Annotated in this window: 13 protein-coding genes, 1 riboswitch and 1 other annotated feature; of the genes, 8 read left to right on the top strand and 5 right to left on the bottom strand. The window is 43.2% G+C overall.

Features of this window, described 5'->3' with window-relative positions; genetic code table 11:
* Positions 1-131: 131 nt before the first annotated feature.
* The 5 genes from QFZ77_RS17825 (at position 132) to QFZ77_RS17845 (ending at position 6,502) form a co-directional block, all read left to right on the top strand.
* Positions 132-2,303 (top strand): GDYXXLXY domain-containing protein, encoded by a 2,172-nt coding sequence (locus QFZ77_RS17825; protein WP_307441505.1) that lies wholly within the window; start codon positions 132-134, stop codon positions 2,301-2,303.
* 122 nt (positions 2,304-2,425) lie between these two features.
* Positions 2,426-3,292, top strand: coding sequence for an EamA family transporter (locus tag QFZ77_RS17830; RefSeq protein WP_307441506.1), 867 nt, complete (start codon positions 2,426-2,428; stop codon positions 3,290-3,292).
* Between the two features lie 48 nt (positions 3,293-3,340).
* Positions 3,341-3,561 (top strand) — a binding site (T-box leader).
* A 79-nt stretch (positions 3,562-3,640) separates the two neighbouring features.
* Positions 3,641-4,498, top strand: coding sequence for an arginine--tRNA ligase domain-containing protein (gene argS / locus QFZ77_RS17835; RefSeq protein ID WP_307441508.1), 858 nt, complete (start codon positions 3,641-3,643; stop codon positions 4,496-4,498).
* The gene (locus QFZ77_RS17840; RefSeq protein WP_307441509.1) at positions 4,499-5,527 is read left to right on the top strand and encodes a DALR anticodon-binding domain-containing protein; all 1,029 of its coding nucleotides are present in this window, start codon (positions 4,499-4,501) and stop codon (positions 5,525-5,527) included.
* Positions 5,528-5,872: 345 nt separating this feature from the next.
* Positions 5,873-6,502 (top strand): hypothetical protein, encoded by a 630-nt coding sequence (locus QFZ77_RS17845; RefSeq protein WP_057306470.1) that lies wholly within the window; start codon positions 5,873-5,875, stop codon positions 6,500-6,502.
* Positions 6,503-6,665: 163 nt separating this feature from the next.
* On the opposite strand, the gene QFZ77_RS17850 is transcribed toward QFZ77_RS17845, so the two are convergent.
* From QFZ77_RS17850 to QFZ77_RS17865, 4 genes are all read right to left on the bottom strand, one after another.
* Positions 6,666-7,871: a threonine synthase gene (locus QFZ77_RS17850; protein ID WP_307441513.1), complete on the bottom strand. Its 1,206-nt coding sequence runs from the start codon at positions 7,869-7,871 to the stop codon at positions 6,666-6,668.
* Between the two features lie 161 nt (positions 7,872-8,032).
* Positions 8,033-8,788 carry a YheC/YheD family protein gene (locus QFZ77_RS17855; RefSeq protein WP_307441515.1) on the bottom strand — a complete coding sequence of 252 codons (756 nt, stop codon included), beginning with the start codon at positions 8,786-8,788 and terminating at the stop codon, positions 8,033-8,035.
* On the bottom strand, positions 8,781-9,182 hold the full coding sequence (panD, locus tag QFZ77_RS17860; protein ID WP_307441517.1) for an aspartate 1-decarboxylase: 402 nt from the start codon (positions 9,180-9,182) through the stop codon (positions 8,781-8,783). The genes QFZ77_RS17855 and panD overlap by 8 nt, the downstream gene beginning before the upstream one ends.
* Before the next feature lie 372 nt (positions 9,183-9,554).
* Positions 9,555-10,322: a sulfite exporter TauE/SafE family protein gene (locus QFZ77_RS17865; RefSeq protein WP_307441520.1), complete on the bottom strand. Its 768-nt coding sequence runs from the start codon at positions 10,320-10,322 to the stop codon at positions 9,555-9,557.
* A gap of 189 nt (positions 10,323-10,511) precedes the next feature.
* On the opposite strand from QFZ77_RS17865, the gene QFZ77_RS17870 reads away from it, so the two are divergent.
* A complete protein-coding gene (locus tag QFZ77_RS17870) occupies positions 10,512-11,843 on the top strand; it encodes an MFS transporter (protein WP_373462749.1) in 1,332 nt (443 codons plus the stop codon).
* 20 nt (positions 11,844-11,863) lie between these two features.
* On the opposite strand, the gene QFZ77_RS17875 is transcribed toward QFZ77_RS17870, so the two are convergent.
* Positions 11,864-13,645: a putative bifunctional diguanylate cyclase/phosphodiesterase gene (locus QFZ77_RS17875; RefSeq protein WP_307441524.1), complete on the bottom strand. Its 1,782-nt coding sequence runs from the start codon at positions 13,643-13,645 to the stop codon at positions 11,864-11,866.
* A 62-nt stretch (positions 13,646-13,707) separates the two neighbouring features.
* Positions 13,708-13,800, bottom strand: a riboswitch (cyclic di-GMP riboswitch).
* Positions 13,801-14,006: 206 nt separating this feature from the next.
* Between QFZ77_RS17875 and QFZ77_RS17880 the strand changes: the two genes are divergently transcribed.
* Positions 14,007-14,657 carry an HAD family hydrolase gene (locus tag QFZ77_RS17880; RefSeq protein WP_307441526.1) on the top strand — a complete coding sequence of 217 codons (651 nt, stop codon included), beginning with the start codon at positions 14,007-14,009 and terminating at the stop codon, positions 14,655-14,657.
* 41 nt (positions 14,658-14,698) lie between these two features.
* A complete protein-coding gene (locus QFZ77_RS17885; protein ID WP_307441528.1) occupies positions 14,699-15,121 on the top strand; it encodes a GNAT family N-acetyltransferase in 423 nt (140 codons plus the stop codon).
* Positions 15,122-15,452: the final 331 nt, after the last annotated feature.

Raw genomic sequence — 15,452 nt, forward strand, 5'->3', positions numbered from 1 at the left:
CTAGGGCTGGCTTTTTTGTTTTTTTAAAGTCGCAGTCATCCATGGGCTAATGATCTGGTACTAGGAATAGATAGTACTTCTCAAACTGAACATCTCTAGTACAATAAGAAGTAAGCGAGGGGGGAATCATCATGAAATCCAAATTTGTTACGATTCAACTAGGCTATGTATTGGGAGCAAGTGCTTTACTAACCGCCATTGTATATTTTTTTGCTACGAATTGGGAGAAATTAAACCGCTGGGAGAAATTCATTCCTGTCTTTGTGCTCATAATGGGCTTTTACGGCTTATCTGTATGGCTTTCTCGTCAAAATGGCAGGCAGTTTCTAAGTAAACTTAGCCTGTTTGCTAGTTGTATATCCTTCGGTGTAGGTGTTGGACTCATTGGGCAAACCTACAATTCTCATGCTGACAGTTACAGTTTGTTCGCCGTATGGTTCATTCCAGCATTTTTACTTGCCCTATTAACTAGATGGCAGCCCTACTATGTACTGGCCTATATTTTAGGCCATCTCGCTTATGGGATTTATTTCTTCGGACGTTGGGGAGGGATTTCAGATGTGGAAATCATCCAAATCGCCATCTGGCTCGGAATCGCCATTGCGAATGCCATCTTGTATGCCCTGACCGAGAAGGGTCGTTTGCACTCGCCATTTCTCAAATGGATCTCTTTTCAAGTAGGGATGGCGGTTTTAGTCGTCGCTTCAAATTCTCAAGCGTACGAAAAGTACGGTTGCTTTATGAACTTACCTCTCGTCCTAGTACTTGCGATAACCGTTTACTATACACACAAGACGAGGAACAAAGCTTATCTACTGTTTGCCGGTTTGTGGGTATCGATTACGGTGACAGTCAAATATATCGAGCTTATTATCCAGCATTATAACGAGTTTTTTTTCATTGCTAGCTTGTTGTTTATTATCTTGTTCATCTTTGCGAATGTGAAGTTCATGAACTTTATTCGCTCTTGGAATCCTGAATCCAAGCATTTGGATCCGGGAAATCGCTCAGATTTAGAAGCTTCGGATCAAGCGAAGCCGGATGGAGATTTTACCAAATGGGTCGTCCGTGTCCTCACGGTTTCTGTCATCATTATTGGTTCGCTTCTGGGAAGCTTGACGATCATTGGGATTATCACTGTTGTACTAGGATTTAATGAACCGGAGAATATACTAATAGGCTTTGGTTGTGTCACTGTCATTGCGATGATCATAGCGAAAAAACTAAATTCATTAGTGCGATACACGATTCTCATTAGTGGATTGCTGCTTGGCGCAGGAGCGGCTGTTTTTACAGAGAATGTTCCTATTCTCTTGGTTTTCCTGGTTCTTACGATTGCAGCTTTTATCTGCATTGCTGGGTTGGTTCATCGTATATTCTTTTTTCTTGCCGCTGTTATTGTTGCTTCCTTTGTACTTTTCAATTGGATGGATAGCGGGATAATTGTGCTTACCATGCTTACCAGTTTATTATTCGTTATATTTGCCAGTGGTCAGGTCATAGCAAATGCAGGAGTCAGACAACCTATACTTTACAGCAGTTTTCCTTCATTTCTGATAACTTTATTTGCCTTAACCTTTATGGCGGAGTCATCTTGGTACTATATAGCCAATGTGCTGTTCTTTATCGTCGTTGTTCTCGCTTTGGTCATTAGTAGACAACTGCATATTAAATGGATTTACGCTTGGTCAATGGGCTTCTGGATTGCTTTCCTAGTATACAAATATTACGATCTGCCCTGGAAGCTTCTGCACAAATCGATTAGCTTTGCAGTCATCGGGATTTTGGTTCTCGCCTTTACAGTTTGGTATGAAAAAAGACATCGCTTGGAAGCGATTGAACCAGCGGAGGTTAGCTCTAATTATACAATGAACCGCTGGATTATTGCCCTGCTAGTTCTGCTGCAAGTCATGGCAATGTCCTTACAAATTGGTAAAAGTGAGTGGCTGCTCGCTCACGGACAGCTAATTAAGCTGCAGCTTGAACCGCTTGATCCACGTTCTCTCATTCAGGGTGATTATGTGCGTTTGCGTTATACGATATCTGAGACGGAAATCTTTGAAGTTATGGATCATGCGTCCACTTCTAAGAAGAAAATTACAATCGTTCTCGCTCCGAACCGGGCGACAGGTGTTTACGAATACCGCCGCGTGTACACTAAAGGGGAAACATTAGCAGCGGGAGAGGTTCGCTTGAATGGAAGCAAAATCGGTTACGAGGGTATTGAGTTCGGCATTGAACTTATTTCATTCCGGAAGGAACAGGCGGTGTATATGAACGGGATGCCAAATTTGCTGAAGTAAAAGTATCTGCTGGCGGCGATGCGATCCTTGTGCGTTTATTGTTACAACCAAGTGTTGTTCAATAAAGATTAATGTGGTAAAATTACCCGATCTTTGCTTAAAAGAAAGGGGTATCTGTTCTCATGTGGCTCATATTTTCAGTACTTGCGGCTATCAGTTTCGGGCTGCGGGGCATTCTATATCATTGGACCAGTCAGCAATCGCTGAATCGGAATGTGCTGCTCTGCGGCACATTTATTATGGGGGCGCTCGTCAGCATTGGCTGCGCCCTTATTTCACAGCAAGAGTGGACGGTGTCTGCTCTGATTGGTGTTCAGATGGGATTGTTCTCATTTGGAGCCAATGCCAGTATGTTCAAAGGCTTTGCGGTAGGCAAAGCCTCGTTAGTTGCCATCCTCACCGGGTTACCATCGGTCGTTGTGGTCTTCGTTGCATTTCTACTTTGGGATGAACGACTCAATTTATGGCAGTTCTTTGCCTTCATTGTGATCGTTGTAGGTATCTTATTCGTTCGTTATTCGAATGATATCACATTAAAGAATCTGCAAGGAGCCGGATGGGGAGTGCTTGCTTTGTTTCTTTTTGCCGGAAATGATTTGTCTAGCAAATGGACAACCATCGTTTCTGCGCCATTATTTCCAACGCTATTTTTTATGTTTGCAACAGGGACATGCTGTTTTGGATTATGGTGGTTGAAAGACAGGGCCAAGGATATAGGAAAGGAAGCTGCGCCAGCCAGTTGGACAGAACGTAGAACCTTCCTGATTGGAATGGTCGTCGGGATTACAAATGTCATTGGCATGATCTTCATTATCCATGCGTTCGATGAGGGGAAAACGGGGTTAGTTTCCGCGGTCGTTGCACTTAATGTATTGATAGTTTTATTGTATACACGGTTTGTTTTGAGGGACAAATTCTCGAAAATGGAGCAATCCGGCTTAGCTTTAGCATTCATTGGCATTATGATGATGAAATTAGTTGCATCTTGACAACACATTATTATTGCTGTAATATTCAGTAAATTCTTAATCTCATAAGCAACATTGGTGAACAGGACAGTAATTCTTGTCGGACAGTCGCAGCGAGCCGGAGCAGGTGGGAACCGGTACGAATGTCAAGAGTGAAGCGGGCCTGGGAAATGGTCTTCCGAAAGTACGATGTAGGGAGATCCGGCATAAGCCGTTATCGTTGGAGTGGTTAAACCAGTGGTTTAACACTTAGAGTGGTACCGCGGGAATGAACAGCTCTCGTCTCTTATTGTAGAGACGGGGGCTTTTTTGTGTTTTCCTGCAAAAAACATTTGCAGTTTCGCACTATCCTATTAGGAGGAATATTCCATGATTCAGCAGCTTCTAACGAATGAAATCAAGCTTCATGTAGATGTTTTATTTCAAGAGTACGGAATAGAACAGCCTGCGACTCTGAAAATCTTGACGGAGCACCCAGCTCATCCTGAGCACGGTGATTACAGCACGAATGTAGCAATGCTTTTAGCCAAAATAGTTCGAAAAGCTCCTTTGCAAATCGCGCAAGAGCTTCAACAACGCATAGAAAAAAACGGGTGTGTTCAAGGCTTATTCGCCAAAGTGGCGGCGGTGCCGCCGGGGTTTCTGAACTTTTATGTAAATTGGGACACCTGGTCTTCTGGTCATTATGGTGCTGCCAAAGAGCTTGTTGACCAAAAAAACAAAACTAAAATTTTGATCGAGCATACGTCAATCAACCCCAATAAAGCCGCTCATGTTGGCCATTTGAGAAATTCCTGTATCGGTGATTCGTTGTCACGCATGCTCTCGCAAGCAGGCTATCAGGTGGAGGTGCATAACTATATTGATGATCTGGGGAATCAATTAGCGGATACCGTGGTGGGCATTCTTCATACACAAACAGAAGAGCCTTATAATCGATTTGGCGACTTTTGTTGGGAGACTTACGCGAAGGTGAATCAGGCTTACAAAGTGCAGCCGGAGCTAGTAGAGCAGCGTTCTACAGTTCTTCATTCGCTAGAGAGCGGGCATTCCAATCTTGCATGGATGGGTGCTTTGGTGGCGGAAAGGATCGTTCGCGAGCAGTTGGAAGAAATGATGCAATTCGGTATTCACTACGATGTGCTGGTTTGGGAAAGCAGTATTGTGAGAGCGGGATTTTGGGATACAACCTTCGAGCTGTTAAGCCAAACAGGTATGTTTCATTAGGTGACGGATGGGAAACTAGCAGGCTGCTGGGTACTGAAGAATCTAGAAGAAGGAGCTGTTACAGCTGGAGAAAGCACGGATTATCAAGGGGATAAAGTGCTCGTCCGTTCCAATGGTATTTTAACGTATACAGCAAAGGATATAGCCTATCATCTATGGAAATTCGGTGTGCTGCCGAATGATTTTGTATATAAAAAATGGGAGGATGGACTATGGTCCACAGCTTCCCAGGGCAGAATGAAATCGATAGGGCAAGCGGATGTCGTCATTAATGTCATTGATTATCGTCAGCAATACCCGCAGGAAATGGTTAAGCTAGCTCTAGAAGTACTGGGCTATGAGCAGCAGGCGAGTCAACTTAAGCACGTGAGCTACGGGGTCGTTTCCTTAAGCCCGGAAACTGCTTCAGGACTGGGTATTGATATTTCGGATGACAAGCGCTCCTATGCGATGTCTGGACGCCAAGGGATTGGAATTAAAGTCGCGGACCTACTTGATCGCATGGAGAGAGTCATTGACGCTAAACGCTCAAGAAAAGCGGGGATTTCCAGCAGATCGATAGCTGCGGCTGCGATCCGTTATTATTTGCTGAAATATCAGCTGCAAACGGAAGTTGTTTTTGACCTGGAACATGCGACGGAAATTACCGGGAACACGGGCGTCTACTTGCTTTATGCATACACAAGAGCAAACAGTATATTGGACAAAGCGAAGAAAGATACTCGACTTCATAAGATGGAGGCAAAGTTCGATGGGACCCTTTTGGAAGAACAGGAATACCACCTTTTGAGGCACGTCGCCTATTGGCCCGAAACACTGGAAACTGCCACTAAGCAATTGGCACCTAGCATACTCTGCCATTATGCTTTCGAGCTAGCTTCGCTTTTTAACCATTTCTACAGTGTTTGTCCGGTTTTAAAAGGTAGTGAAGAACACATCGCCCATCGCCTTTGGATCACGCAAACGTATAAACAGACCATGCATCATGTATTGGAAGTACTGGGTATGCCGACACCAAAACGATTGTAACCGGAAAAACGATCACATTCATCCTATGTACTCGCCGAGACAACCTGTCACTCCTTGCGCATATGCTACTGGAGTATGCAGCTGTTGTTCATGCGCTCAAGTGGAGGAGGAGCTCGTCTATGCTTAAATCAAAGCTATAGCAATGGAAAATTGAAAGGAAGAGTAAGACAATTTGCTAAAGCAACGATCGGTCAAGGAGGCATTGCCATTTCGATAAATGCTTCGGAAGTCGGGGTTGTTCGCATTCGACCTTAAAAATGCAACATAAGCTTTCTGATCTTGATCAAATGCGGTACAATAGGGATATTCGTGCCAATTTGAATGATTCAGGAGGCTTTAACCACAATGACAGAAAAAGATATCGATACACAAGCTCCAGTAGATAACGAACAAGATCAAGAACGCGAGCAGGCCCAAATCATTATGACTTGGTTTCAGCACATTCAAGAAGTAATGAAAGAACAATTTCCCGAATATGAAGTAGATGGACAAATCGGTAATAATCCGACTTACGGTCCCATGTTTGCTTTCACACTTAAAAATGATGAAAAGTCCACATCATGCGGATTTTTCTTGAATGAAATTATGAGAAACTTCCAAACGAATCCGAATGCGGGGCTGTGGCTATCGTCCTTCTTCGTAGACTTGCTGAGAAGCCCAGAAAATCATCCGCTGCCGAATCCTCCACAGTCGGAAGATGAAGCCAAAGAGCTGCTGGATAAACATATTGTTCCTTATTGTGCGGCTACCGTACGAGAAGAATTCCCTGATCAAAAGATCTACGTGGACTTGGAGCTTCATGAGGAGCATGGTCCAGTCCTAGAGGCTGGCTTCGTAGCCGTTGAAGATGGCAATAATACGTGTGCACTTCCGCTGCAATATTTAATGACGTTATATTTATTGAATCGTGACCCGGCAGAGCCTTTAATTCAAGCGATGTATCGGTTGTATGAAGAAAATAATTTAGGTCAATAAGGTTGAGAAAATGAACAGCCAGGAGGGTTTCCTCCTGGCTGTTTTGTTTTGGCTTGGTTTATTTGGTTTTATTTGGTTTTGTTTGGTTAGGTTTGGTCTTTTCTTCCTGTAAATAGGCTTTTTTGTGTTTGCATCATGGGAAGTTGTACAACGTACAGCATTCCTACAAACGGCAATAATCCTCATAGCTTTTAATAATCGGAAGTGCAGAGATGGAACCAAACTTCACATATTTCATCGCATGCGATGTGTTAAAAAGCACAACGGAATCGCTCGGACGCAGCCATCCGCTGTCACAGAGGGCAAGCAGTCCTGCCCAAGTTGCCGAGCCTTCGGGGGACGCGGAGATGCCCTGCGAGCCCAAAGTGCGAGTGGCCTCGGCAATTTGGCTCTTGGAGAGGGCGATGGCTGTGCCGCCGCTCTGTTCCACAATCGACAGGATGAACGCCAGATCTGGCGGATTCGGTACGCGCATACCTGTCGGACTTGCTTCTACTCCGGCAGCTTGGTCACTTTCAGCTTGGCTGCATGCTATGCCATCGACAATTGGCTGGCATCCCTCTTCCTGAACGCAGACGAATCTTGGCATGGGACCGTCAATCCAGCGGAGTTCTTTGAGCTCCTGGTAAGCTTTCCACATGCCAATAATACCAGAGCCGCCGCCGGTTGGATAAATGATAACGTCGGGGAACGTCCAACCAAGTTGTTCGGCGAGCTCAAGTCCCATTGTTTTCTTGCCTTCTACACGTCCGGGCTCCTTCAATGTGCCGATGTTTACCCAACCCTGATCTTGTTTACCCGCTTCAATGATTGCTGCTGCATCATGAATGAAGCCGTCGACAAAGAAGGTGGCTGCTCCATATAACGGACACTCGTCCACAATTAATGGTGGGCAATCCATGGGGATAAAGACGGAAGCCTCGATTCCGGCACGCCCTGCATAGGCTGCAAATGCGCCCGCGGCATTTCCATTTGATGGAACGGCCGCTTTAGTCGCTCCGGCTTCTTTGAGCAAGGAAACAGCGACGGAGAAGCCCCTCGACTTAAAGCTCCCCGTCGGGTTCTGCTCTTCTCTCTTGATCCATAGACGTTTAATCGGCAGCTTCTGCTCCCATTCCTGCATGCGCAGCAGCGGCGTCCAACCTTCTCCTAAGGTGATGATACAATCAGGGTTACTCACTGGAAGCAATTCTTTATATCTCCACATCGATGGGTAGCGTGTTTGTAAAGCTTCCTTCGTTAACGTTCTAGCTATGTGCTCCAAGTCGTAATCGACCAATAAAGTGCCACCGCAGTCACATTTCATTTCTTGATAGCGGAAAGGGAGCCTTGCAGAACATCGCGAGCAATAAAGCCCCAATCGATTCATCTCCGGGCCTCCTCAAAGTTTTCAACAGGAAAACTATTGTAGTTGTAATTTGAGTTTCGCTATTGCAAACTCTTATTTAGACTATTACTAAGAGGAGAAGAAGGAAACGGCTTGTGTCTTTTGATTTATTTTATTTTTCGAACTTATTTTCCGGTTTATTTTTACGATTCATTTTTTTGTTTTTTTCTGTGAAATGACTTCATTATGTGGAACATCGATTTATCCTTCAGTTTCAAAAATAGCTCAAGCATGGGAGCAAAATTAACCTCAATAATCCAAACATCTCCCTCTTTATCAAAAGCCATATCAATCCCCATCGTACGCACCCAAGGATAGAAAGGACCTAATTTCTGAGCGGCTTGTAGAGCAACTTTATCGAGCTGTGAGAGGAGGTCAGCAGCCCGCATCTTTTTGAGCGCCGAGTTTTTGAGAGCATGCTCCACGGATACGACCTTACCGCTGCTCATGCGAATATTCGTTACGATAAAGCCCTTTCCGGCCACTTTGGCCAGTTTACCAGTCACTTCCCAAGGTGAATTGAGGCGTCGCTGCACCATCACTCTTAGATCAAAGGGCCGATCATTCACCGTAGCAAGCGGAATTCGCTGCTGAATGATGTTGTTCTTTCCCGCTTTCTTTTTGATATAGGCGTTTAATTGGGTATGCTCTGTAAAATTTTTCTTCGTAGCGCCATCCTGTACCTCATATGTGGAAGAATCCATCTTTTTGATCCGAATGACACCATTGCCCCCATAGCTCCCAGTCGGTTTAATGATGACCTCACCGTATTTTTTTATCATGCGCCAGAAAGAGCTCTTTCTCAGCCATGCTGTTTCTGGAAGATTCACACTAAGTTTAGATGATTTCCGCAGCAGCTTATATTTAGACCATTTGCTTGTGTTTAGTTTCTTAGTCATTAGACTTCACTTCTTGCTTTTGAATAACCAAATCATGTTCTTCAACTCGGAGTAATTGATTACGTTCATCAACGAAAACCACTTGAGGCTTGAGGTTGATAACTTCGGCTTCATTCATAAGGCCCATACTAAGAATAATAACGAGGTCGCCAGGAGCAAAAAGGTGGGCAGGGGGACCATTCAAACCGATCTTACCGCAGCCTTCCGGCGCAGGTATCGCGTAAGTTTTCCACCGGGTAGCGTTACGCAGGCTTGTGACTTGAACCATTTCATAGGGTAAAATATTCGCTTTGCGCATCAGTAAACCGTCTATGGTAATGCTTCCAACGTAATCTAAATCGGCTTCCGTTACCGTCGCACGGTGGATCTTCCCTTTACACATAAGTCGCTGCATATGCAGTAGCTCCTTTATCATCACATTGGGTATACATCACAAAGTATGACTAAGGTCAGTCTCCAGGTGTAGGTTAAAGCCTATTTCCTACGAAAAATGGGTTAATGCCACGTTGAATTATGCCTGTGATATACTAATTGTTTGCTTTCACAGCAGCAGTGGTAATTACAAGTATCATATTGAGCATACTTAGCTATAAATTGTGGTTTACTCGGGAAATGACGTTGAAGTAAAGGAGCAGATATTTCCCGGGGAACCGCACAAAACGACATGATATGAGCACAGCAAAAAGCGTCCGATTAAGTCTACTCGGACGCTTCTTCGTATGGATGACCAGTTGAATGAAAATAAAAACCGTGCCTCAGCTCCGATTCATCCTATTAATTTAAGACCGCTAATTAATACCAGACTAGCAATAATCGTGCGCAGAATATTGGTCGGTGCCTTGGTGGATAGCATGCTGCCGATGATGACACCGGGAACTGAACCGATGAGAAGATTGAGGACGAGTGTATAGTTTACATTCCCCATACTTGCGTGCAGAATACCTGCAGTTGTCGCAAGGAAGAAAGCATGAGCGATGTCAGTTCCTACGAGCTGAGCAGGAATCATACGGAAAAAGTAAAGCATCACAATGGCATACAGGGAGCCAGATCCAATGGACGTAAGTCCGACAACAAAACCCAATACAGCACCAATTGTAATGGTTAGTCCTCGTTTCTCCTCCAAAGATTTGAGCTGCCAACGATTTTCTTTGATCTTGTGGCCGAAGAAAACTTTAAACAAGGTAGCAAAAGCTACTAGAATCAAGACATAACCAAGAGCATGCTTAATAATGATCTCCTGATTATGAAAGAACGAATTGAATAATTTCAAAAAAATAATGGCTGCGATTACACCAGGAATACTACCCATAGCGAGCATTTTAACCAGCTTGAAATCAATCGTTTTCTGCCGCCAATGCTGAATGGTGCCAAAAAGCTTTGTAATCGAATTATAAAGAAGGTCTGTTCCCACGGCAATTGAAGGATTTATACCAATCAGGATCAAGATGGGGGTGAGCAGCGAAGCTCCGCCTACACCAGTCAATCCGACCATAAAACCAACGAATACACCCATAAATAAAACTGTTAAAGTCATGTTGTCATGTCCCCAATCCAATTACCCACTAACCATATTGGATTAATTTTATTATATAGAAAAGCATTATGTAAAGGAAAACTTTTAATTTAATTGATTTCATCATGCTCTGAACATGCTATTCATTCATTCTGGAATCAGTTACAATATATGGATGTAAAAAAAGTCAGCATTAAGGAGGGGACATCCATTAGAAATCGAACAACGGTTATGGTGAGTATTGTTTTGGCGGTATTAGTGTCGTCTATCGATACCACGATTGCGAATACCACAATGCCGATTATTGTGAAAGAAATTGGTGGCAATGACCTGTACGCATGGGCATTTACCTCTTATATGGTCCTTTCTACTGTATTAGCTCCATTAGCAGGCAGATTATCTGACCTATTTGGGCGAAAACGGATCTATGCAGCAGGCATACTACTGTTTCTCTTCGGATCAGTGCTTTGCGGTTTATCCCAGAGTATGCTGCAGCTGATCCTTTTCAGAGCGATTCAAGGGATTGGTGCAGGGGTGATGATGCCTTTTCCTGCCATCATTGCTGGAGATATTTATCCGGTGGAGCAGCGCGGTAAAGTTCAAGCGTATTTCACAGGGATGTGGGGGTTATCTGCGATATTAGCGCCTCTTCTGGGTACATTCTTCGTGACCTACCTGAGCTGGCGGTGGATTTTTTTCGTTAATATACCAGTATGTATCGTTGCACTTCTTGCCTTGCAGCCGTATAAGGAAGTGTATCAACCGAAGAAAGCAGTGGTCGATTATGGCGGAGCTATTTTGTTTGCCTGTGGTATATCTTTATTGCTGCTTACAACAGCAGTTGAGCATTATAGCTACATCTATGGTGCGCTAGGGGGCATATTTATGATTGCTTTCTTTTTATATGAGAGAAAACATCCTGCGCCACTCGTTCCGTTAAATCTGCTGCGCAATCGTCCGGTGGCCACTATGATTGCCAGCTCTTTTCTTAGCTGCGCGGCTCTCTTTGGGACTTCCAGCTTCATACCTCTCTTCTTGCAAAATCAAGGCTACTCGTTGTTTGTCAGCGGTATTGCACTTCTAAGTACATCCATTGGGTGGATGGCCGTTGCTATACCTGGTGGAAAATGGGTGCTTCGCTTTGGATATAAACGGCTATTAGTCATAGGTAATATAATACTGGTTATTACTGCGGCCTTATTTTACTTCATTCACGAAGGTACTCCATTCTGGTACACGTTTAGCGCTCTAACTACGCTTGGTATTGCTTACGGTATAATTTTCACCATTACAACAATCGGTTCACAGCAGCTTGTAGAAGCACACCAGAAGGGGATTTCAACCTCGCTGCAGCTTTTTGCAAGGAATATTGGGACAGCGGTCAGCGTAACAATTATGGGGGCGATCCTTACTAAATCCAGCGTCTTTTACACGGGTATTCACGGCATGTTCGTGTTTGGACTTTTGGCAAGCTTACTTTCATTTGCCATGCCGTTTGCTATTCGTTCGGCGTCCAATATGAAAAGCCAGAAGACGGAGTAACTTCCGCATTCTGGCTTTTCTCATAAAGCATTTGGACTAGCATTTGCATCATGAATAACATAACTCTTTTCAAATAGCTGGGCTGTAAGTGGAACTGAGAATAAGTATCCTTGTATATTTTGACAACCAACTCTTTCTAAAAAAGTGAGCTGTTCATGAGTTTCTACACCTACGGCAATGACACTCAATTTTAAACTATGCGACATGGCCATAATAGCTTCAATGATTGAAGATGCAGATATACCGGTGAAAATGTCTTGAACGATTGTTTTATCAATTTTCAAAGTATCGACTGGCGATTTATGTAAATAACTTAAAGAAGAATAACCAGTTCCGAAATCATCGACGGAGATTTTAACTCCCATACGCTTTAAAGCATAAAGCTTTTCCATGCAGCTGAGGCCGTTATTCATCGCTGCGCTTTCGGTAATTTCGAGTTCTAAGTACTGTGCTTCCAGCTCATTTTGATGCAGAATCTCGAGAATCATAGTCACCAAATCTTCTTGATGAAACTGGACAGCGGATATATTGACTGCAATAGGAACAGGCTCCATACCCGCATCTTGCCATTTTTTCATTTGTACGCAGGCTGTATGTAAAACCCATTTCCCGATTGCAATAATTTGTCCGGATTCTTCTGCAATAGGAATAAATTCCTTCGGTGAGATGCTTCCTAACTCATGGCTATCCCACCTTAGTAAAGCTTCTACCCCGATTATTTTTCCGGTAGGAATATGGAATTTGGGTTGGTACATCAGGTAGAGTTCATTATGATCTATGGCTGTCCGGAGAGATTGTTCACATGCGCTTCTCCTCGAATAAATGACACTCATTTCCTGTTCATAAAAATAATAATGGTTTCCTCCACGTTCTTTGGCCAAATACATCGCTTGATCGGCATTTTTCAGTAAAACCCCCGGATCTTCTCCATCGATTGGATACAAAGAGATACCAATACTGGTGGAAACAAAAACATTTCGCCCGTCGATTTGGAAAGGAGCTTCCAATTGTTGAATGATTTTCTCCGCTTGCAAAGCAGCAGACTTCCGATTTCCGAACGGGTGCAAAATCACGAATTCATCGCCACTAAGTCTGGAGACAATGCCTTGTTCAAACAAACTTTCGGAGAGCAGGGCGGAGAACTTTTGCAAAACTAGATCTCCTAAGGGATGGCCTAAGGTATCATTTATGAGTTTAAACCGATTTACATCAAGGAAGAGTAGAGCTAAGCTCTGATTATGTAGTATGGCATTGTTTAACGTATCATGGAAAAGCTGAGTGAACTGGTTGCGGTTTGGCAAACCTGTCAGAAGATCAAAATAGGCTAGCTGCTGTATCATTTCCTCGGACTTCTTTTTTTCAGTCAAATCGCGAAGATAAGCTGTATAGACATGCTTTCCTTTATACGGAATGCTCGTAATCGTTATTTCCGCCGGAAATAAGCTGCCATCCGATCGAAATGCTTTCAATTCAATTCGCTTTCCGATAATCGTTTCGTCTTTGGCCGTGAATAGCAGATTTAAGAAGGTTGTCTCCTGGTCATCTTTTTCAAAAAGAAAATCGATTAACGTAAGCCTTAGAGCTTCTTTGCGTTCATAACCAAAAATGGCTTCTGCCGCAGGATTAAACTCTATGATCCTCCCATTTGAATTAAACATCATGATACAATCGATAGCAGACTCTACAATGGAAGCTTTGAGTGCTGTTTTGTTAGTAAAGGATATGTAAAGAGCAATTATTAAAATAATGAACGATAGCAGCATGAGGTAAATAGGATAACTATCTGTTAGCGTATGGTGCATGAATCAACCTCATTTCTTATAAATAAAAAAGTCCATCCCGAATGAAAGGATGAACTCCTTGACTCGGTAACCTGTCGTCCATAGCATCCCAATTAGGGATGCCTTAGGTCATGGCTTTGCGTCGCATTGTTTCCAATGGTTTGCTATTAACGATTCTATATATGTAGTTCAAAAGGCACTAGTTAATGATGGGAAAAGCTTTTATACCAGTTATTACGCCTCATTATAATTAGTTGAAAATGACGTGTCTATAGCGGTATTTACATATAATTAGCGAATAATGTCGAATTCAACTAAAAATAATTAATAATGCTAAATTCTTAAATTTTCTATAGTTCTAGAGATGGATAGGTGAGGTTCAATGTATAAATCAAGCCATGTTCGAGGCATTATTTTTGATATGGATAATACACTGCTGAGGTCTAGGATTAATTTCCAAATGATGAAAAAGCAAGTGGCGGACTACCTTATTGTGCATGATTTATTGCCGGTTGGTTTTCCAATTCAAGGGCATACCACATCAACCATGATTGAGTATGTGAAAGCGAAAGGGATGCCTGAAGAGTCCTATACAGAAGTGATGAAAATGGTCGTTCAACATGAATTAGTAGGTATGGAGGGCGCTGGACTGGAATCCGATGTTTCCGAGCTTCTGAATGTTTTAAAGACTGGCTATGTCCTGGTTATTGTGACAAATAATTCATACGAGGCAGCGGTCCATGCGTTGGAAACGACCGGAATTCATCCATACTTCGATTTGATCATCGGGAGAGAGCAGATGGAAGCCATGAAACCATCTCCATCCGGTTACTTCGCTGCTAAGCAGCATTTTCCGCAAATTCTTGAGAGCGAATGGATATCGATCGGAGATTCGTGGATAGATGGCAGAGCATCCATAGATGCTGGAATCCCCTTTATCAACTATGGTCCCAATGGACACTTGATGAAGGAGAAGGGGATTACCCCAATAGCGAATATTGACAGCTTGCTTAAGTTGTTAGATTATGTGTAGATAACGATTAATGAAAGTAGTGAATAAAGATGTTAGTTAATGTGAAATCTCGACTAAACGAAAATGAAATACAAGAACTGCTTAGCTACAGTGTTTTCCCCGATCCGGAGGCGCTACAACCTGTAATTGATCGTTACGAAAATGATGCTAATCTATGGTTGTTTGGGTATGAATCCGAAGGTATCTTGGTGGGCATCATCGGCTTTGAACTCAGTGATAATCAGGAGATGACGATCACTCATCTGGCCGTTGAACCGGAGAGCAGAGGGGTAGGCTTTGGGAGAGGGATTATCCTTGAAATTATTGAAGATATGCACCCCGTTCGAATCGTGGCAGAAACGGATGAAGAGTCGGTCCAATTTTATCGGAATATTGGATTCGTCATTCGAAGCCTCGGGGAGAAATATCCCGGTGTAGAGCGTTTCCTATGTACGTATGAGGTAGAAGAAGCGGAAGAGGAGTAAGCTTGTGTAAATGTTCTCTTTTAAAAAAGGATCTGAGTCGTCGACTCAGATCCTTTTTTTGTGTGCGCCCATCATGGGCGTTCGGGGCTAAACGCCATCTCCTACTCGATAGCGAGCAACATCGGTAAGAATACTTTTGAGCCTTAGACTAAAGTAAGTGTCATGTTAGGAAGCTTTTCGCATATATTGTGTTAGATTATTAACTTAAAAAAAAGAGTGAAAGCGATTTCGTTTCGTCATTTTAAGTGACAAAATTCACAATGCTGACAAGCTCAGATCCATTTGCTGTCGAATGTGCAAGCAAGTTTCCTAAGAAATAGGAGGGTGCAGA

It is taken from the genome of Paenibacillus sp. V4I3 (assembly GCF_030817215.1).
In the GTDB taxonomy this organism is placed as follows: Bacteria; Bacillota; Bacilli; order Paenibacillales; family NBRC-103111; genus Paenibacillus_E.